Raw genomic sequence first — 18,942 nt, 5'->3', positions numbered from 1 at the left:
ATGGCTTTGAGGTGAAACCGACTTGGAACGGCATGATTGGATAACGGCCGATGCGGAAGCGGCCGAGACCGGGCGCGACGTCATCGGCCTGTACGCGCGGACGGACGGCGGCGCGGCGGCGTTCGGCGCGCAGGGGGGCGGGGAACCGGCCGCCGCGCTGCAGGACGTCCTCGCTTCGCTCGACGTTCGTTGGACGGACGGGACGAAGACCGCCGCCGCGGCGATTCGCCGGGACAACGCGCTCGTCGTGACGGCTCGCGCCTTGAACGCGGTCCGGCTGGCGTCGGCGGGAACGGCGGATTTGTTCGGCGTCACGCCCGCGACCGGAGCCGTCGGCCGGTTGTTCGAACTGATGCAAGCGGCCGGCTGCGGCGTAACCGACGATTTACGGGCGCGGTTGCGGGAGATGCGCGCGCCGGCCGTGCTGGCCTTCGGCCGGCTGGCGGCCGTTCTGGCGCAGCCGGAGGCGCCGGTCGTCTTCGAGTGGGCGACTCCGGCCGGCGACTGCCGCGCCGTGGATGCGGACGCGCGCTTGCTGCGCGAGGTGAGCGCCTATATCGACGCGACGGAGACGACGTCCGTCTTCGTCCCGGTCCGCGGCAGCTTGACCGCGCTGAACGCGGCCGGCCGGACGTTCCGCTTGGAGGGAGACGACGGGCGCGGCTATGCCGGCAAGTTGTCCGCCAAGCTCCGGCGCCGGTACATCCGGCCGGAGGCCGCGCTGCCCGTACTGCCCGCGGCCGCCGAGGCGGTCATCGAGCGGAGGACCGTCTACAAGGCGAGCATCGACGAGGAAACGACGGTTGACGTGCTGACGGAGCTGGATACCGACCCGGGGTTGGACCGGGACGAGACGCTGCAGGCGCTCCGGGAGCTGCATGCCCGCTTGGATGCCGCGCTGGAGCAGGACGGCGGCTACGAGCAGCCATCCCCCGTCACCGCCGACGATTATGCGGAGTTGGCGGAAGTCGCGGCGCGGCTGGACGCCAGCAATCCGCTGAAGGGAGCCCGGCGGGAGCTGCATCCCGGGGACGTCGCCGACATGCGGTCGCTGCTGGCGGAAGGCCGGCCGATCGGCCGGCTGGCGGCAGCCGAGGGCGGCGCCCATGCGGCCGACGGGGACGGCGAGGACGGCTACGACGCGGGGCCGGCGGCGCGGGCCGCGAGGCAGAAGGCCGCCGCCGAACGGCAGAAACTGACCGTCGCCGCTTATGCGGATATCGTGAAGCTCGCGGGCCGCCTCGCGAACATGATCGGCGATCTCGAGCGCGAGCCGTCCTGAAGCTTCGGTCGGCGAGCGAAGGCAACCGTTTATCGCAACGGGCTTTTCAGCGGGCAAGTTCTTGTGAAGGACTTGCTTTTTTGGCGCGAACGCCGAACGCGGTCGGGTAGGCGGAACCCGGCTTCCAGCTGTGGGTGCATGGGCTCGAGCTCGTGCTGGGGCCGTCCTTCGGCGTGTTGTACGTGAACTTCATGCCGGAGAGCAGGCGACGGTTCTGGATCTATGCCGCGGCATGGCTGGTTTTTGCCATGCTGCTCGAAGCGCTGCTGGTCCATGTACGGTTTATCGTTTATATGCATTGGCATTTGGGGTATTCGGCGTGCTTCTATGCCGTCGCGCTGGCGTTAGCGCGCTGGCATCGCCGGTTCAATCGCCGGTTGTCGAAATGAGCGGATGCGGCGTCAGCCCGTATTCCCATATCGTCGTGCCAGCAATACTGCCGGGCGGCTCGCCGTTCGGCGGTTTTTTCGTATGCGGCCCCATCGAAAACGCTATTGTACGAATCCAAAGTCCGTTATATAATTTATGTGCCCGAGCACGAAATGAATGTAACCGCTATCAGAGGGCGGTTCAACGCAATGCTAACGAAAAGGGAGGATGTCGCATGCATCGATACGCAGCGGCGCTGCGCGACGAGGACGGCATGTCCGTCGTCGTGCTGACGGACGCGGGGACCGGCTCCGAAGCGAGGCTGCTTCCGGGTGCGGGCAATAACCTGTTCGCCTTCGCGAGCGGCGGCCGCGACGCGATCCGGACGCCGGTCCCGCTCCGGACGCTCCGGGACGAGGCCGGATCGAGGTACGGCACGCCCGTGCTGTCGCCGCCGAACCGGATCCGGGACGGCCGCTTCGCGTTCCGCGGCCGCGATTACCGGCTCCCGCTCAACGAGCCGCCCGACCATCATCTGCACGGCGAGCTGTGCCGCCGCGCGTGGGAGATCCTCGGCTTCGGCGCCGACGAAGCCGAGGGGGCGTGGGCGTCCAGCCGGTTCCGGTACGCGGACCACCCCGATATCCTGGCTTATTTTCCGCATGCGCTGACCTTTACGGTCACGTACCGGCTGCGGGACGGCCGGCTGCGCATGGAGAGCGTCATCCGGAACGAGGGAACGGACGAGGCACCGTTCGCCTACGGGCTGCACCCGTACTTCGCGGTCCCGGAAGACGGCGCCGCCCGCGCGGCGCTTAGCGTGCCGGCCCGGGAGCAATGGCCGATCACGAATTTGTCGTTCGCGACCGGCAGGCCGTCCGCCACCGCGTTTAGCCGGGCCGTCGCAAGCGAAGGCGGCGCGCCGCTCGCGGAGCTTCCGCCCCTCGGCTGCGCGATGCTGACGCTCGACCCGCAGGCCGATCCGGTCTGCCGCATCGCGCTCGGCGATGCCGGCTACTCGATCGCGTACCGGCTCGACCGCGCGTTCCGGTTCGTGCTGCTGTTCCGTCCGGATTGGGACGATGCGTTCTCGATCGAGCCCTACACGTACGTGACGGACGCCTTCAATCTGCCTTACGAGCATGAGCTGACGGGGGCGCAGGGCCTTCCCGCGGGCGAGGAGCGACGCCTCGAGACGGACATTTGGATCGAAGACCACCAAAAGTAAGACGCGAAGGAGGAAGATCGCATGGAGCCTATCGATTTCGAATCGATCATCGCGCCGGAGCTGCCGAAGCGAATGGATCACCGGATCGGCTGCATCGGTTCGGGCTTCATCATGCGCGACTGCCATCTGGTCGCCTACCGCGACGCCGGCTTCAACCCGGTCGCCATCGCCTCCCGCACGTACGGGAACGCGCGGGCCGCCGCCGAGCTGCGCGGCATTCCCAAGGTGCACCGCACGTGGGAGGAGCTCGTCCGGAATCCGGACATCGAAATCCTCGACGTCGCTTTCCCGCCGGACCGGCAGCTCGAGATCGTGCGGGAAGCCGTCAAGCAGCCCCATATCCGGGGTATTCTGTGCCAAAAGCCGCTGGCGATGAACACGCGCGAAGCGCGCGAAATCGTGGCGCTGTGCGAAGAGGCGGGCATCAAGCTCGCGGTCAACTCCAACATGCGCTACGACCAGTCGATCCGCGCCCTGAAAGCGATTCTCGATCGCGGCCTCCTGGGCGAGCCGGTACTCGCGACGATCGAGATGCGGGCCATTCCGCACTGGCAGCCGTTTCTGGAGCGGTACGACCGCATCGAGCTCCTCAACATGGGCATTCATCACATCGACGCGTTCCGCTACCTGTTCGGAGACCCGGAGACCGTCACGGCGGTGGCGCGCCGCGATCCGCGCTCGGCATTCCCGCATCTCGACGGCATCACGCAGTATACGTTCCGGTACGCCGGCGAGCTGATGGCGACGAGCCTCGACGACGTCTGGGCATGGCCGGGCGAAGGCACGGAGAAGGACCTGTACATCAAATGGCGCGTCGAGGGGCTGGACGGCATGGCCGCGGGGACGATCGGCTGGCCGGCATACCCGGAGCGCTGCCCGAGCACCCTGGCGTTCACGACCCGCCAAGCGCCGAACGAATGGATCCGCCCGCGCTGGGACCGCGTGTGGTTCCCGGACGCGTTCCAGGGCACGATGGCGCAGCTGCTGCGGGCCGTCGAGAACGGCACCGAGCCCGAGATCGGCGGGCGGGACAATTTGCGCACGATGGCCGCGGTCGACGCTTGCTACCGGTCGATCGCCGAAGGCAGGACGATCCGGTTCGCCGACGCGCTCGGCGAACACTAACCGTTACGGGAGGGTATGCTTCATGCTTTCAGTGGGGATTTTCAACGCGTATTATCCGTACACGCTGCAGGAGTCGATCGCGCGCATCAAGAGGGACGGCTTCTCCTGCGTGCAGCTCGACTTGGCTTTCAAGGACATGGACTTGGCCCCGGAATCGCTGACGCGGGACAAATGCCGCGTTATCCGCGACGCGTTCCGCGACGCCAATCTGCCGATCGTCTGCATCTCCGGCTATACGAACCTCATCCATGCCGACCCGGTCAAGCGACGGCGGAACGTGCAGGGCGTGAAGAAGATCCTGGAGTTCGCCCGGGAGCTCGGCAGCCCCTACGTCGTCAGCGAGACGGGCACGTTCAACACCGACAGCGACTGGGTGTGGGATCCCCGCAACGGCACCGAGGAGGCGTACGAGGAGACGTGCCGGCAGCTCGAGGAATTGGCCAAATTCGCCTATGACCACGGCGCGGTGTTCCTGGTCGAAAACTACGTGAACAACGTCATCGGCTCCGTCGACCAAGTCGCGCGCCTGTTCGCGGACGTGAACCATCCGGGCCTCGGGCTGCTCATGGACCCGACGAATTTTTTCACCGACGACAACATCGACCGGGTCGACGAGACGCTGAACCGCATCTTCAACATGCTGGGGGATCGCATCAAAATCGCGCACGCCAAGGACTGCAAGCGGGCCGAGGACACCGGCGAGAAGCACGCCGCCATCGATGCCTCGGAATCCCACTCGTTCCGCGGCGCCGGCGCCGTCGAGCTGCCCGCGCCGGGGCTCGGCGAGCTGAACTACGATCTGTACCTGCAGCGGCTGGCGAAGCTGCACCCGAACATCCCGATCATCATCGAGCATCTGGACGAGACGGACATTCCGCGCGCGAAAGCGTTCCTCGACGGGAAGCTCAAGCAGGCGGGCGTCTAGCGCGGCATGCGCGCCGGCATGCGCCGGTTAGCCGCGCATTGGCTCGCCGCGTATCCGATAGACGCCTCCGAACAGGAAGGCTTGGCCGCAAAATAGGCTTGTGAGCGCCGGCGATTCGCTCTATAATGAGAAATGTGCCCGAGCACACTACCAGGATTAGGAGCGAATCATGACCGTAACCATCAGGGAAATCGCACGAAGAGCGGGCGTCTCGCGGGGCACGGTGGACCGGGTGCTGAACGGCAGGCCCGGCGTCAAGCCGAATGTCCGCGACCGCATCCTCGAGATTGCGAACGAATTGCAATATGTCCCGAATTTGGCCGCCAAGGCGCTGGCTTATCAGAAAAAACCGATCGTATTCGGCATCGTGATGCCGCCGAAGGACATCCAATTCTTCGAATTCATCCGCAGCGGCATCGGCGCCGCCGCCGAGGAACTGAAGGATCTCGGCGTCCGCCTCGATTACCGCTACGTGGACAACGAACGCCCCGACGAAGGGGCCGCCGCGATCCGCGAGCTCGTCGAAGCGGGCGCGAGCGGCATCTTGTTCTCGGTCATGGACGACGAGCTGATCCGGGCGAGCATCGACTTCGCCGCGGAACGCGGCGTCCCCGTCGTCACGTTCAATTCGGACGTCGAGGGGAGCAAGCGGCTCTGCTTCGTCGGCCAGGACCTGCGCAAGAGCGGCCTCGTCGCGGCCGGGCTCATGAACCGCGTGCTGCGGGAGGAAGCGAAGGTCGTCATCGTCACGGGCAGCCTGAAGTTCCATGCCCATCGTTCGCGCGTCGAAGGCTTCCGGCAAGGACTCGCCGAAGGGGGCGGCCGGCTGGAAGCGGTGGCCGTGATCGAAGGCTTCGACCGCTACGCCGATACGTTCGAACGGCTGGACCGCGTCCTCGCCCGGCACCCGGACCTTGCCGGCATCTATATGGCGACCGGAGACGTCGCCGCTTGCGTCGACGCCATCAAGCGGCACGGCAGGGAAGGCCGGATTCGCGTGGTCTGCAACGACCTGCTGCCGGCGGCGGAGCAGGGGCTGCGCGAGCGGATCATCGATTTTACGATCGTCCAGAACCCGGAACGGCAGGGCTACTTGTCGCTGCGGATTTTGTTCGACCGCGTGTTCGCCGGCAAGCAGCCCGAGGCGGAGCACCATTTTACGGAGACGCACATTTATATTCCCGAAAGCCTGTAAGGCTTTCTTTTTTGGGCATGTCCGTGCCCGGGCACACGAAGCGTAGCAACGAAAAAGGAGGCGTACACGATGGCAGTTGTCGTGCAGCGAAGGGATTACGGCTTGCAGGGCATCGAGAGCAAGCGGGCGGAGGAGATGGGACTTGCGTCGGCGGAATGGTACGCGACGGCGATTCCGCGCGCGAAGATGAAGGAGCTGATGAAGCGAAAGGACGGCCCGGCGATCCGGGACACGCTGATCTGGTTCGGCGGCCTGATCGTGCTCGGCTGCCTCGGTTATCTATCCTGGGGGACGTGGTGGGCGGTTCCGGCATTCTTCCTCTACGGCCTGCTCTACGCGACGCCCGGCGATTCGAGATGGCATGAATGCGGGCACGGCACCGCGTTCAAGACGCCGTGGATGAACGACGCCGTCTACCATATCGCCTCGTTCTGCGTGCTCCGGTCCGCCACGCCTTGGCGCTGGAGCCACGCCCGCCATCATACCGATACGATCATCGTCGGCCGGGATCCGGAGATCATTACGCCGAGACCGCCGATTTGGAAAATCCTGTACATGCAGCTGTTCCATCTCTACGGCGGCCCGATCGAAATCAAACGGTTCGCGCTGCACGCCGTCGGCCGGATGGAAGCGCAGGAGAAGGACTACATTCCGGCATCCGAATATCCGAAAGCGTTCCGCGAAGCCCGCGTTTACCTGCTGATCTTCCTGGCCGTCATCGCCGCCTGCCTGTTCACGGGGAGCATCCTGCCCGCGATGTATATCGTCCTGCCGTCGTTCTACGGCGGCTTGCTGGTGCTCCTGTTCGGCGTCACGCAGCATCTCGGGCTCTACGAGGACGTGCTGGACCACCGGCTGAACACGCGTACTATCTATATGAACCGGATCTTCCGTTATTTGTACTGGAACATGAATTACCACGTCGAACATCATATGTTTCCGATGGTGCCGTTCCACGCGCTGCCGAGACTGCACGACGCGATGAAGCACGACTGCCCGCAGGCGCGTCCGAGCTTCCGGGCCGCGCTGAAGGAAGTGTTCGCCGCGCTGCGCAAGCAGAAGCGCGACCCGGCGTACGTCGTCGTGAAGCCGCTGCCGGTCACGGCGCAGCCGTACCGCTACGGCCCCGAGCGCGTACCGGAAGCGGACGATCTCACAAGGAGCGAAGCGTAATGACAAACGGAGAATGGGTGGAAGTATGCGAGGCGGGCGAGATCGACGTCGAGGACGTGATCCGCTTCGACCTCGCCGAGCGGACCTTCGCGGTCTACCGGACGGAGAAGGGCGATTATTACGCGACCGACGGCTTCTGCACGCACGGCCGGTTCCATCTGGCGGACGGCCTCGTCATGGGGAACCTGATCGAATGCCCGAAGCATAACGGGCGTTTCGATATCCCGACCGGCGCCGCGGTCCGCGTGCCCGCTTGCAAGGAGCTGCAGACGTACCGGGTCAAGGTCGAAGCGAACAAAGTGTTCATTCAGCTTTGAGCGAACCGGAGGGAGCCGCGCGCATCGCGCGGCTTTTTTGCATGCGGCCCCGCTCGCGCCGCCTTCCTGCAATGAGAGCGCAATATTTCCAAATCCGCCCCGTGGTATAACAGAAAGCGGGGCGGGCAAAGCCCGCCGACGCGAGAGGAGCTGGGAACATGAACAGACTGGAAGGGAAAATCGCCGTGGTGACGGGCGCGAGCCGCGGCATCGGCCGCGCGGTCGCGCTGCGGCTTGCCAAGGAAGGCGCGCTGACGGCCGTGCACTACGGGCGGAACCGGGAGCGCGCGGAAGCGGTCGTGCGGGAGATCGAACAAGAAGGCGGATCCGCGTTCGCGATCGGGGCCGAGCTTCGTTCGGCGGAAGGGGCGCTGCGACTCTGCGAAGCGATGGATAAGGCGCTGGCCGCGCGCACGGACGACGTCCGGTTCGACATCCTCGTCAACAACGCGGGCATCGGCCTGCCGGCCGCCATCGGCGATACGACGGAAGCCGCCTTCGACGAACTGATGGCGGTGAACGCGAAAGCGCCGTTCTTCCTCATTCGGCAAGCGCTGCCGCGGCTGCGGAACGGGGGCCGCATCGTCAATCTGTCGTCCGCGGTCACGCGCATTTCCTTGCCGGCCGTCCCGGCGTACAGCATGACGAAGGGGGCCGTCAACGCGCTCACGCTCGCGCTGGCCAATCAGCTCGCGCCGCGCGGCATTACGATCAATGCCGTGCAGCCCGGCTTCGTCGCGACCGACATGAACGCCGGGATGCTGCAGGATCCCGAGGCCGAGCGGTTCGGCGCCGGCTACGCCGCGTTCGGCCGATGGGGGCAGCCGGAGGACGTCGCGGACGTCGTCGCGTTCCTGGCGTCTCCGGACAGCCGGTGGGTTACCGGGCAGCTGATCGACGCCAGCGGCGGCTCGCATCTGTGAGACGGAGGCGATGAACCCGGGCCGGATCGCCGGGCGGAGGCGACGGAGTTGCGGCCAAGCCCTATCCTTGTAAGGGGTTCCATGTTAGAATAATGGCGGGTTTGACAGCACCTAACCGGAGGGGATTTGCCATGGCATGGACCGTGATGACGTTTAACCTTAGGAACTCCTCGGCGAACGACGGGGATAACGCTTGGCCGAACCGTATCGGAGCGGCGGCGGCGACGATTCGGGCGCACGCGCCGAGCCTGTTCGGCATCCAGGAAGGGTTCCTGCACATGCTGGAGGAGCTGAACGCGCTCCTGCCGGATTACGCTTGGATCGGCGAGGGCCGCGGCGGCGGGACGGAGGACGAGCACTGCGCGATCTTCTACCGCAAGGCCGACTTCGACCTCCTTGAGCAGGGGCAATTCTGGCTGTCCGAGACGCCGGAGCAAGCGGGCAGCGTGGGCTGGGACAGCTCGCTGCCGCGCATCTGCACATGGGGCCGTTTCCGCGCCGCCGGGTCGCCGGAACGCGAGATCGCCGTATACAACACGCATCTCGACCATATCGGGGAACAGGCGCGGGAGCAGGGCATGCGGCTCGTGCTGCGGAGCATGGCGCGCGAGGGGCAGGATCGTCCGGCGATTCTCATGGGCGACTTCAATGCCGAGCCGGGCGACCGCGTCATCCGGTTCCTTCGCGGACAGACCGATATCGACGGCGACCGCTCGGAGCTGACCGACGCGTACGCCGCGCTGGAGGCATCGCCCGGCCGCACGTTCCATGACTTCCGGGGCGGCACGGAAGGCGAGCCGATCGATTATCTGTTCGTCAACGCGCCGCTGACGGTATCCGCCGTGCAGGTGGACCGCGGCGACATAGACGGCCGCTACCCGTCGGACCATTATCCCGTTATCGCGCGCATCGCGCCGCGGGCGTAAGCGGCCGCGGACGCGAACGCAATTGAACCGCGCGGGCGGACTTGCTGCCGAAGGAACGAACATTTCGCTTTACACCGCCCCGGTTCTCTGGTAATCTCTTGGCTAACATCGACATGCGACGACGAGAAGAGTACGCCAAGCAGCGCTTCCGCAGAGAGCTCCGGCAGCTGAAAAGGAGCGAAGCCGCGCCTGGCCGAAGAAAGCCTCCGAGCAGCGCGCGGGAACCTTCGGGGGATGGCGCGACAGGCGCTCCTGTTACAGAGCTAGGGTATCGCGTCCCGCCATGCGGTGATGCCGTACTCGAAGAGGCGGAGGAGGCGACGAATCCGCGAATCCGGGTGGTACCGCGAGCATAGCAATCTCGTCCCTGAGACTACGATAGTCTTGGGGGCGGGATTTTTTTGTATGGGCGGATTATCCGTAAGACCGCTCGGGGGCGCGCGGCAAGCATGCGGTGCGGGATTAACAAAACGAGGAGTGAGAGCGATGACAAGATTGAAAGCGGCCGTCGTCGGCGCGACGGGCATGGCGGGCCAGCAGTTCGTGCAGGCCTTATCCCGACATCCGAATTTCGAAGTGGTTCGAATGGTGACGTCCCGGACGGTCGGCACGTACCGGGAAGCGCTGCGGGAAGCGAACGGCGCTTCCCGGTGGGTTCAGCAAGCGCCGGTGCCGGACGATATGCTGGACGTTCCCGTGACGTCCTCGAAGACGTTCCGCCCGGAGGCGGTCGACGTGATCTTCACGGCGATCGAATCGGAGCTCGCGCAGGAGCTGGAGCCGTGGTTCGCGCGAACGACGCCGACCTTCTCGACGGCTTCCGCCTTCCGGTATTTCGACGATACGCCGCTGCTCATCACGGGCGTCAACGACGATCATGCGGACCTGATCCGCAAGCAGCAGCGGGAACGCGGGTGGAAAGGCTACGTGCTGCCCGTGCCGAACTGCACGGTGACCGGGCTCGCCGTCACGCTGAAGCCGCTGCAGGCGATATTCGGCATCCGCAGCGTGCTCATGGTGTCGATGCAGTCGCTGAGCGGCGCAGGGCGCAGCCCGGGGGTGCGGGGGATGGACATTCTGGACAATATCATCCCGTACATTCCGAACGAGGAGGGCAAGGTGCGCCGGGAGCTGCTGAAAATTCTCGGCGATTACGCCGGAGACGGCATCTCGCCCGCGGAAATCGACGTCAACTGCATCTGTACGCGCGCGAACGTCTCGGACGGCCACACGGAGTCGGTGTTCGTCGGCTTGAATCGGCAAGCGGAGCTGGCCGAGATCAAGGACGCGGTCGAACGGTATAATCCGTTCGCCGGCAGCGCGCTGCATTCGGCCCCCGACCGGCTCATCCGGCTGTTCGACGACCCGTTCCGCCCGCAGCCGCGCCTCGACCGCGAGCTCGGCGGCGGGATGACGACGAGCATGGGACGCTTGGAGGACGAACCGGTGCTCGGCGGCGTGAAGTACGTCCTCGTCTCCCACAACACGAAGCTGGGCGCCGGCAAGGGCGCGGTGCTGCTCGCCGAGTCGATGCTGGCGCGGGGACTGCTCGGGTAACCCGTACGACGAAGGGCCGCCGGCTCGCAGTCCGATGACTGCCGGCGGCTTTCGTCCCGCTTATTCGTTCTGCTTATTCGTCCCGTGCTTGCGTCCGGCTCGTTTGGCCTGCTCATCGTCCCGCTCCTGCGACCGCATTTCCGCATAGCCCGCATCCTTTTCGCGCAAACTCCTTCTGATCTCCAGCATGTCGCAAGCGAAAGGGTTGGGAATATGGAAGATGCCGTGCTGAAGGCGATCGGCAAGCTGGCGAGGCCGTACCGGGGACCGGACGGCGCGCGGGAGCTGCTCGCCCGGGCGAGCCGGGCCGATTACGTGCTGCTGGGAGAAGCGTCCCACGGCACGACCGATTATTATGCCGACAGGGCCGCGCTGACGAAGCGGCTCATCGCCGACCATGGCTTCCGCTTCGTCGCCGTCGAGGGCGATTGGCCGTCCTGCTTCACGCTGAACCGCTACGTCAAAGGCCATTCGGACGGCGGCGCGGACGCCCGTTCCGCGCTTCGCGATTTCGAACGCTGGCCGGCGTGGATGTGGGCGAACCGGGATATCGCCGAGCTTGCCGACTGGCTTCGCGCCTACAATGCCGGACGGGCGGAAGCGGACAAGGCCGGCTTCTACGGGATCGACGTGTACAGCCTGTGGGAGTCGATGGACGCGATTCTGCGCTACCTGGAGGCGCGGCCCGGTTCGGATCTGGAGGCGGCCAAGCGCGCCTTCGCCTGCTTCGAGCCCCACGGGGAAGACGAGCAGCGGTACGGCGCGGCGGCCGCCCTCTACGGCGAAGGCTGCGAAGACGAGGTCGTGGAGCTGCTCCGCCGCCTGCAGGACAAGCGGAAGGAAGCGGATGCGGGCGACCGCGAAGGAGCGCTCTCGGCGGAGATGAACGCGCTCGCCGTCCGGGGCGCGGAAGCGTACTACCGCACGATGATCCGGCACGACGCGGAATCGTGGAACGTGCGGGACCGCCACATGGTCGAAGCGCTGGAGCGTTTGTCCGCGTTCCACGGACCCGGCGCCCGGGCGGTCGTCTGGGCGCATAACACGCACATCGGCGATGCGCGCGCGACCGACATGGCCGCGGACGGGATGGTCAACGTCGGCCAGCTGCTGCGCGAGAAGCGCGGGGAAGCCGTGTTCGCGGTCGGCTACGGCAGCTATGCCGGCACGGTCGTCGCGGGGAAGGATTGGGGTGCGCCGGCGGAGGAGATGCCCGTTCCGCAAGCGATCGCCGGCAGCTGGGAGGAACGGCTGCATCGAAGCGGCGCTTGGGACAAGCTGCTGCTGTTCGGCGGAGACGCGACCGCGCTCGACGAGACCGAGCTCGGCCATCGGGCGATCGGCGTCGTGTACCGCCCGTCGAGCGAACGCGGCAATTATGTGCCGACCGTGATACCGAAACGCTACGACGCCTTTATATATTTCGATCGGACCCGGGCGCTGTCTCCGCTGTCCGCGGAACGGGCCTATCGGTAGCGGCGGCCGCTGGCGCAAGCGGGGCATGGGTTTTGACGCGTTGGCATCAGGCCGTACCGAATGTCCGGAGCCCGCGCTTGGCGCGGGCTTTTTTCGGCTGGCGTCCGATCGGTTTGCGCCGCGCCGGCAAGATTTCGCCGGATTCGGACACCGAACGACGGATTTCATGTATAATAGAGGTTCGTTATTACAGGATCGTCGTACAATAGAGGTTCGTTATTGCAGGATCGTCATTTGAGGTTCGAAAGAAGCTGGGCCCGGCGGCTGCTCGTCCGGTTGCCCGATCGATGGGAGGAAGCTTCCGCGCCGTACCCGAAATCCGCGTACCGCGCGCGAAGCGTGTCGCAATGAAACGGAAAAACATTCGCGTGCCGATCAAACGAATCAAGAACAACGCGCTGGTGCTGTCCGTTCTCGGCGCCACCGCCGTATCCGTCTACGCTTCGAAGAAGCTCGGGCTCGGCCTGGGCACGTTTCTCGTATTGTTCGCGGCGCTATGGTTCGGCATCTTCGTGCTCGCCTTCACCTTCATGCTGCGAAGCGAGATCGCGAAACGCAGTTAGCGTTCCCGTCCGCCGGCGCCAACCGAACGCGAAAGCGCGCCCTGCGCACGGTGTCCATAAGCTCCGCCTGCTCCGTTGACCGTCGGCGACTGCCGGCGGTTTTTTTGTCATGCGCAAGAACGAGCCGCCGATCCGCTGCAACAATTCCATTCCAGCTGCGTCCATAATTGGGGGGATCCGGATAGGCGAATTCAGAACCAAGGAGAGGGATGCACATGAAGAAACGGCTGATTACCGCGCTCGCGTGCGCGGGCTTGATGAGCGGCGTCCTCGGACCCGCGCCGAACGGCGCCGCGGCGGATTCGCCGGGCAAGGCGACGCTGCGCGAAGCGTTCGACCGGCTGATCGTGCTGCCGTTCGATTACCGCGACAAGGCGTTCCTGAACGGGCAGTTGACCGATTTATTGTACAGCGACTACGACATCGTGGAGCGGAACGGCCGCGTTTTCGTCCCGATCCGGCTGTTGAGCACGCTCGCGACGAATGCCGACCTGGGAAAAGGCAGCTGGGACGCGGTGTGGCAGGCGGCCCGCCCGAAGGATGTGCTGCTGAGCAACCCGAACCTGCATAAGCGCGTCCAGTTCGCGGTCGGCAGCAAGACGATGCTCGTCAACGGCGAGCCGGTCGGCATGGACGCCGCGCCGCTCCAGGTGGACGGCCGGATCGTGCTGCCGCTACGGAGCGCGGCGGAGGCGCTGGACAAGGAGATCGATTGGCTCGACGGCCTCATCCTGATCGGCAGCGAGCGCGTCGATCTGACGAGTCCGGATACGCTGGCGGTCAAGGACCGCATCAAGCGGGTGCTGACCGATCCCCGCAAGCCGGTCGCGTACGAGAACGCGCCGACGCCGCTTGGCAAATTCGGCAATGCGGCATACTATTACAAAACCGCGTATCGGACGAACGCCGCCTTCGAAACGCTGTACCGCCAATCCGACGGCGGGAAGGCGGCCGAGGTCAAGCTTCCGGGCAATCCGCTATTACATGCCGCGAAGGCGATCGACGGCAAGCTGTATTTCGTGACGGCGGTCGGCGGCGCCTCCGAGCTGGACGCCTACGATTTCGCGTCCGGCCAATCCCGGACGATCGCCGCCATTCCGCAATGGAAGCCGGAGGACGGCTGGGTAACGGATATCCGCGGCGACGGCGGGGAATTGCGCGTGATCCTGCATACCGGGGATTTGACGATGGGCGGCGAGACGCTGTACAAGGTGAGCGGAGCGGCGTTGACGGAGGTCGCGGACGCGAAAAGCGTCATCAACTATGCGGAGGACGGCGGATATCTTTACATGACGGATTTCCATCCGATGGCGGACGCGAGCGGCAATCTCGTCCGAATCGATCGGAAGACCGGCGCATCCTCGGCATTCGGGCAGCAGGGGTTCACGTACGGCATCACCCGCACGATCGACGATTACGGCATCGGGCTCGGGGGGAACGCGAGCTTGGCGATTCAGGACGGCTGGCTCTACACGCTCGGCTACCTGGAGAACGACCCGAAGGACGTTGCGGCCGTATACAAAATCAGGCTTTCGGACGGCACGCAGGTCAAGCTTACGGGCGCGGCGAGCTCGTTTTGGCTGGTAAACGGCGGGATCGTCTACGTCGACGGCGCGTCCGCCGGCTTGAAGAGCGTCGATCTTGCCGGAGCGAATCCGCGTACGCTTACGGCCCGCAAGGCGCAGAACGTCCGGTTCGCGAACGGCGCCTTCTACTATACCGAGCTGGCCGCGAACGCCGGCGCGTGGGATCCCGGCACGCTGTACCGCTACGATCTCGCGACGGGGCGCGAAGCCCGGTTGAGCGAGCGGCCGGCCGCTTCGTACGCGGTCGGCGAGACGGGCGTTTATTATGTCGCCAAGGGCTACGAGCCGGGCTTGTATAAAGTCGACGCGTCGGGACGGAACAGCCGGCTGGTGGCGGACAGCATCGCGGCCGCGGTGCTGACCGATGCCGGCATGACGTATACGCTGACGTACAAGGCAGGCGTCTATACCGTCAACTAACCCCGCCGCCGAACGGCCGGTCATCTATGCTATAATAGGGCTCAAAACGCGATGCGGCCGCATCGGCGCGAAGCGCCGCCCGGCCGCGTCCAGCGGAAGGAGGTGCGCACGGTGGCGGAAGACGGACTGTCCAAGGCGTCGATCCTGGATGCCGCCGAAGGCGCGCTGCGGAAATTCGGGCTCGCGAAGACCAACATGTCCGATGTCGCCCGCGCGCTCGGCGTCAGCCATGCGGCGTTGTATCGGCATTACGAGAACAAGGCGGCGCTGCGCCTGGCGGTCGTGGAACGATGGATGGGAGGCGTATTCGAGCCGCTCGGCGCCGTGCTGGCCGAAGAAGCGCCGCCGGAGACGAAGCTGTACCGCTGGCTGTCCGCGCTGCGCGAATTCAAGCGCGAACGCGCGCGGCAGGACCCCGAATTGTTCGCGATGTACGCCGCGCTGGTCGCGGAGACGGAAGGCGCGCTGGAGGGCCATGCCCGGCTGCTCGCGGAGCAGCTGGCCGGCATTATCGAGGCGGGCGCGAATTCCGGCGCGTTCGTCTGCAAGGATGCGCGGCAAGCCGCGGCGGGCGTGTTCTACGCGTTTACCCGGTTCCATCATGCCGCGCATGCCGCGGAGTGGGACACGCCCGAATCCGAAGCCGGCTTCGAAGCCGTCTGGCAATTGACGCTGCACGGTCTCGGCGCGGGCAGCTGAAGACGGCTCGCCGCGCGGTTGCGGCGTTCTTGGCACGAAACGTTTGATCGGACTTGGTACATAGCCGTTGGCGGCCGCGTCGAAGGAGACGCGCCCCGACGGCTATTGTTTTGCCTCTTTCGTTTCAAGTTACAATTTATAAAAATTGTAACTTGAAACATGTAACTTCTCGTGGTAGGATAAACGCAAACGACGAAGGAGGCATCATTCATGTATACGATTATGGGCGTGACGGGACAAGTCGGAGGGGCGGTCGCAAGAAATTTGCTGGCGGAGGGACATCAGGTCCGGGCCGTCCTGCGCGACGAACGGAAAGCGGACGATTGGAAGGCGCTGGGCGCGGAGGTCGCCTTCGCGGATTATCGCGACGCGGCGGCGCTGGAGACCGCCTTCGCCGGCTCGGACGGCGCGTTCGTCCTGCTGCCGCCGCTATTCTACCCCGAAGCGGGCTTTCCCGAGACGCACGCCTTCGCCAAGGCGATCGGAACGGCGCTGCAGGCGGCCGGAACGCCGAAGTTCGTCGCGCTCTCGTCCGTCGGCGCCCACCGCGACCGCGGGCTCGGCATCATCGAATCGCTGCATATTTTCGAGCGGGAGCTCGGAAGGCTGCCGATGCCCGGCGCGTTTTTGAGAGCCGCCTGGTTCATGGAGAACGCGTTGTGGGACATCGCTCCCGCGCGCGAACGGGGCGCGATCGCGCATAGCCTTTATCCGCTGGACCGGAAGATCCCGATGATCTCCACGGCGGATATCGGAGCGATCGCGGCCAAGACGCTGCGGCAGCGGTGGAGCGGCACCCGCCGCCTCGAGCTGGAAGGCCCGGCGGCGTATTCGCCCGCCGATCTCGCCGCCGCGCTGGCCGCGCTGCTGAACCGGGACGTGCGCGCCGAAGCGATTCCCCGCGCGGAATGGGCGGAAGCGTTCATCGGCCAAGGCGCGCCGGAAGACCGGCTGGGCGGCAGGCTCGCGATGCTCGACGGCTTTAATTCGGGCTGGATCGATTTCGAACGGACGGGGACCGAGTCCGTGAAAGGCGAGGTCTCGCTCGCGGAAGCATTGAGGAAGCTGCTGTAGCCTGGCTGCCGCGCACGGGATCGGCCGGGATTTCCGGACGGGCGGTAACGGCGGGCGGCGACTTGGCCGGAAACCGCCGGTTCGGACGACGGCCGTGCGTCCCGTCTTCCTTAAGCGGGCTTCGTCGATCGGCTACGATCTGAACGCGTAAGCCGCCCCCCCCCCCCCGGAAATTTCCAGTTGTCCGCCGCCCCGGGCAGGAATCCGCCGCCTATTGTTGAAATATTTAGCGTAACGGCCCGGATGCCCGGGTGGATGCGTTCGGCTATGCCGGGCGGAGAACCACGATAACGGAGGGATAGGATGACTTTGGAAACGTTGAAATTCGCCCAGTACGCCTACGAACGGCCCGACGCGAAGGCGATCGGGGAACGGTATAGCGCGCTGATCCGCCAATTCAACGAGGCCGGCGGCGCCGAGGCGCAAAGCGAGGCGATGAAAGCCGTCAACGCGCTTCGCAGCGAATTCGAAACGCAATGCCAGCTCGTCGAGATTCGGCATTCCGTCGATACGAACGACGCCTTCTACAAAGCGGAGCAGGAATACATGGACGAGATCAAGCCGGTCGTGCAGGAATACGCGACGGCGTATTACCGCGCGCTGGTCGAATCGCCGTTCCGCGCCGAGCTGGAAGTCCGTTGGGGCAGCCAGCTGTTCCGCCTCGCCGAGGTGTCGCTGAAGACGTTCGCGCCGGCGATCATCGAAGAACTCCAGCAGGAGAACAAGCTGGTCTCCGCTTACGCGCGTCTGATGGCATCGGCGAAAATTCCGTTCGAGGGCGAGGAGCGGACGCTTCCCCAGCTCATTCCGTTCGAGCAATCCACCGACCGCGATACGCGCCGCCGCGCCGCGGAGAGCCGCTACGCGTTCATGGCCGGGCACGAGGCGGAGCTGGACGATATTTACGATAAGCTCGTGAAGGTTCGGACGAAAATCGCCCGTACGCTCGGCTACGCCAGCTTCACCGAGCTCGGCTACGCGCGGATGAGCCGCACGGATTACAACGAGGAGCTGGTCAGCCGCTTCCGCCAAGAAGTGCTGACGCACATCGTGCCGGTCGCCACGAAGCTGAAGGAGCGCCAGCGCGGCCGCATCGGCGTGGACCGGCTCCGGTATTACGACGAGTCGTTCAGCTTTCCGTCGGGCAATCCGACGCCGAAGGGCGACCCGGACTGGATCGTGGCGCAGGGCACGCGGATGTACGCGGAGATGTCCCCGGAGACGGACGCCTTCTTCCGGATGATGATCGACCGCGGGCTCATGGACTTGGTCAGCAAGAAGGGCAAGCAGGGCGGCGGTTACTGCACGTTCCTGCCGGAATACGGCGCGCCGTTTATTTTCTCCAACTTCAACGGCACCGCCGGCGACATCGACGTCCTGACGCACGAGGTCGGCCACGCGTTCCAATCGTACGAGAGCCGCGACCTGGGCGTGCTGGAGTACCTGTTCCCGACGTCGGAAGCCTGCGAGATCCACTCCATGAGCATGGAATTTTTCGCCTGGCCGTGGATAGAGCATTTCTTCAAGGAGGATGCCGAGAAATACCGCTTCAGCCATCTCGCGGGCTCGCTGCTCGGCGTCGCGTACATCACGGCGGTCGATGCGTTTCAGCACGAAATCTACGCCAATCCGGACGCATCGCCGGCCGATCGCAAGCGCATGTGGCGCGACATCGAGCGGGCCTATCTGCCGCACCGCGATTACGAGGGCAACGATTTCCTGGAGAACGGCGGGTATTGGCAGCGCCAGCTGCACATTTATCACTATCCGTTCTATTACATCGACTACGCGCTGGCCCAGCTGTGCGCGTTCCATTACTGGAACCGGATGCGCGAGGATTACCAGGAAGCTTGGGCCAGCTACCTGAGGCTGTGCCGCGCCGGCGGAAGCCGCTCGTTCCTCGAGCTCGTCGCCTCCGCGGGCCTGCCTTCGCCGTTCGAACCGGGAAGCGTTCCTACCGCGATCGCGGGCATCGCGGCGTGGCTGGACGGCGTGGCGGACGAGAACCTGTAGCCTTGCGGCCCGCTGTGCCGGGTCGACCGGGAAAGCCGCGTTCGCGCGGCTTTTTCTTATAGGCCGGCGCTCCAGAACCCGCGGGCGGACG

At 65.4% G+C, this 18,942-nt stretch carries 17 protein-coding genes; all 17 read left to right on the top strand.

Annotation, left to right across the window (positions count from 1 at the left end; all coding sequences use genetic code 11):
- Window positions 1–22 precede the first annotated feature (22 nt).
- The gene (locus BMZ79_RS05515) at window positions 23–1,282 is read left to right on the top strand and encodes a hypothetical protein (RefSeq protein ID WP_090637398.1); all 1,260 of its coding nucleotides are present in this window, start codon (window positions 23–25) and stop codon (window positions 1,280–1,282) included.
- A 134-nt stretch (window positions 1,283–1,416) separates the two neighbouring features.
- The gene (locus BMZ79_RS05510; protein ID WP_090637396.1) at window positions 1,417–1,671 is read left to right on the top strand and encodes a hypothetical protein; all 255 of its coding nucleotides are present in this window, start codon (window positions 1,417–1,419) and stop codon (window positions 1,669–1,671) included.
- A 215-nt stretch (window positions 1,672–1,886) separates the two neighbouring features.
- Window positions 1,887–2,879 carry an aldose 1-epimerase gene (locus tag BMZ79_RS05505; RefSeq protein ID WP_090637393.1) on the top strand — a complete coding sequence of 331 codons (993 nt, stop codon included), beginning with the start codon at window positions 1,887–1,889 and terminating at the stop codon, window positions 2,877–2,879.
- Window positions 2,880–2,900: 21 nt separating this feature from the next.
- Window positions 2,901–4,004: a Gfo/Idh/MocA family protein gene (locus tag BMZ79_RS05500; protein ID WP_090637391.1), complete on the top strand. Its 1,104-nt coding sequence runs from the start codon at window positions 2,901–2,903 to the stop codon at window positions 4,002–4,004.
- 22 nt (window positions 4,005–4,026) lie between these two features.
- Window positions 4,027–4,929 carry a sugar phosphate isomerase/epimerase family protein gene (locus BMZ79_RS05495; RefSeq protein WP_090637389.1) on the top strand — a complete coding sequence of 301 codons (903 nt, stop codon included), beginning with the start codon at window positions 4,027–4,029 and terminating at the stop codon, window positions 4,927–4,929.
- Between the two features lie 169 nt (window positions 4,930–5,098).
- On the top strand, window positions 5,099–6,124 hold the full coding sequence (locus BMZ79_RS05490) for a LacI family DNA-binding transcriptional regulator (protein WP_090637387.1): 1,026 nt from the start codon (window positions 5,099–5,101) through the stop codon (window positions 6,122–6,124).
- Window positions 6,125–6,193: 69 nt separating this feature from the next.
- Window positions 6,194–7,297 carry a fatty acid desaturase family protein gene (locus tag BMZ79_RS05485; protein ID WP_090637385.1) on the top strand — a complete coding sequence of 368 codons (1,104 nt, stop codon included), beginning with the start codon at window positions 6,194–6,196 and terminating at the stop codon, window positions 7,295–7,297.
- Window positions 7,297–7,614, top strand: a complete 318-nt coding sequence (locus BMZ79_RS05480; RefSeq protein ID WP_090637383.1) for a MocE family 2Fe-2S type ferredoxin — start codon at window positions 7,297–7,299, stop codon at window positions 7,612–7,614. Before BMZ79_RS05485 ends, BMZ79_RS05480 begins: the two co-directional genes overlap by 1 nt.
- A 158-nt stretch (window positions 7,615–7,772) precedes the next feature.
- Window positions 7,773–8,537, top strand: a complete 765-nt coding sequence (locus BMZ79_RS05475) for an SDR family oxidoreductase (protein WP_090637380.1) — start codon at window positions 7,773–7,775, stop codon at window positions 8,535–8,537.
- Between the two features lie 131 nt (window positions 8,538–8,668).
- Window positions 8,669–9,463 carry an endonuclease/exonuclease/phosphatase family protein gene (locus tag BMZ79_RS05470; protein WP_090637378.1) on the top strand — a complete coding sequence of 265 codons (795 nt, stop codon included), beginning with the start codon at window positions 8,669–8,671 and terminating at the stop codon, window positions 9,461–9,463.
- Window positions 9,464–9,949: 486 nt separating this feature from the next.
- Window positions 9,950–11,020, top strand: a complete 1,071-nt coding sequence (gene asd / locus BMZ79_RS05465) for an aspartate-semialdehyde dehydrogenase (RefSeq protein ID WP_090637377.1) — start codon at window positions 9,950–9,952, stop codon at window positions 11,018–11,020.
- A gap of 213 nt (window positions 11,021–11,233) precedes the next feature.
- Entirely contained in the window at window positions 11,234–12,496 is a 1,263-nt protein-coding gene (locus BMZ79_RS05460) for an erythromycin esterase family protein (protein ID WP_090637375.1), read from the top strand.
- 347 nt (window positions 12,497–12,843) lie between these two features.
- Window positions 12,844–13,059, top strand: a complete 216-nt coding sequence (locus BMZ79_RS05455) for a hypothetical protein (RefSeq protein WP_090637373.1) — start codon at window positions 12,844–12,846, stop codon at window positions 13,057–13,059.
- A gap of 215 nt (window positions 13,060–13,274) precedes the next feature.
- On the top strand, window positions 13,275–15,065 hold the full coding sequence (locus BMZ79_RS05450) for a stalk domain-containing protein (protein ID WP_177222021.1): 1,791 nt from the start codon (window positions 13,275–13,277) through the stop codon (window positions 15,063–15,065).
- Between the two features lie 111 nt (window positions 15,066–15,176).
- Complete coding sequence (locus BMZ79_RS05445; RefSeq protein WP_090638692.1) at window positions 15,177–15,764, top strand: TetR/AcrR family transcriptional regulator; 588 nt, start codon at window positions 15,177–15,179, stop codon at window positions 15,762–15,764.
- Between the two features lie 210 nt (window positions 15,765–15,974).
- Window positions 15,975–16,838, top strand: coding sequence for an NmrA family NAD(P)-binding protein (locus BMZ79_RS05440; protein ID WP_090637369.1), 864 nt, complete (start codon window positions 15,975–15,977; stop codon window positions 16,836–16,838).
- A 303-nt stretch (window positions 16,839–17,141) separates the two neighbouring features.
- A complete protein-coding gene (locus tag BMZ79_RS05435; RefSeq protein ID WP_090637367.1) occupies window positions 17,142–18,851 on the top strand; it encodes a M3 family oligoendopeptidase in 1,710 nt (569 codons plus the stop codon).
- Window positions 18,852–18,942: the final 91 nt, after the last annotated feature.

The organism is Paenibacillus sp. UNC496MF, from assembly GCF_900113915.1.
Lineage (GTDB): Bacteria > Bacillota > Bacilli > Paenibacillales > Paenibacillaceae > Paenibacillus_Z > Paenibacillus_Z artemisiicola.
Note: the sequence above shows the minus strand (reverse complement) of the source record. Positions and strands in the feature narration are given on the sequence as shown.

Bases quoted from the DNA above. Each gene is read 5' to 3' on its own strand.
- BMZ79_RS05505 (WP_090637393.1), top strand. From the start codon at position 1,887: ATGCATCGATACGCAGCGGCGCTGCGCGACGAGGACGGCATGTCCGTC.
- BMZ79_RS05500 (WP_090637391.1), top strand. From the start codon at position 2,901: ATGGAGCCTATCGATTTCGAATCGATCATCGCGCCGGAGCTGCCGAAG.
- BMZ79_RS05495 (WP_090637389.1), top strand. From the start codon at position 4,027: ATGCTTTCAGTGGGGATTTTCAACGCGTATTATCCGTACACGCTGCAG.
- BMZ79_RS05490 (WP_090637387.1), top strand. From the start codon at position 5,099: ATGACCGTAACCATCAGGGAAATCGCACGAAGAGCGGGCGTCTCGCGG.
- BMZ79_RS05485 (WP_090637385.1), top strand. From the start codon at position 6,194: ATGGCAGTTGTCGTGCAGCGAAGGGATTACGGCTTGCAGGGCATCGAG.
- BMZ79_RS05480 (WP_090637383.1), top strand. From the start codon at position 7,297: ATGACAAACGGAGAATGGGTGGAAGTATGCGAGGCGGGCGAGATCGAC.
- BMZ79_RS05475 (WP_090637380.1), top strand. From the start codon at position 7,773: ATGAACAGACTGGAAGGGAAAATCGCCGTGGTGACGGGCGCGAGCCGC.
- BMZ79_RS05470 (WP_090637378.1), top strand. From the start codon at position 8,669: ATGGCATGGACCGTGATGACGTTTAACCTTAGGAACTCCTCGGCGAAC.
- asd (WP_090637377.1), top strand. From the start codon at position 9,950: ATGACAAGATTGAAAGCGGCCGTCGTCGGCGCGACGGGCATGGCGGGC.
- BMZ79_RS05460 (WP_090637375.1), top strand. From the start codon at position 11,234: ATGGAAGATGCCGTGCTGAAGGCGATCGGCAAGCTGGCGAGGCCGTAC.
- BMZ79_RS05455 (WP_090637373.1), top strand. From the start codon at position 12,844: ATGAAACGGAAAAACATTCGCGTGCCGATCAAACGAATCAAGAACAAC.
- BMZ79_RS05450 (WP_177222021.1), top strand. From the start codon at position 13,275: ATGAAGAAACGGCTGATTACCGCGCTCGCGTGCGCGGGCTTGATGAGC.
- BMZ79_RS05440 (WP_090637369.1), top strand. From the start codon at position 15,975: ATGTATACGATTATGGGCGTGACGGGACAAGTCGGAGGGGCGGTCGCA.
- BMZ79_RS05435 (WP_090637367.1), top strand. From the start codon at position 17,142: ATGACTTTGGAAACGTTGAAATTCGCCCAGTACGCCTACGAACGGCCC.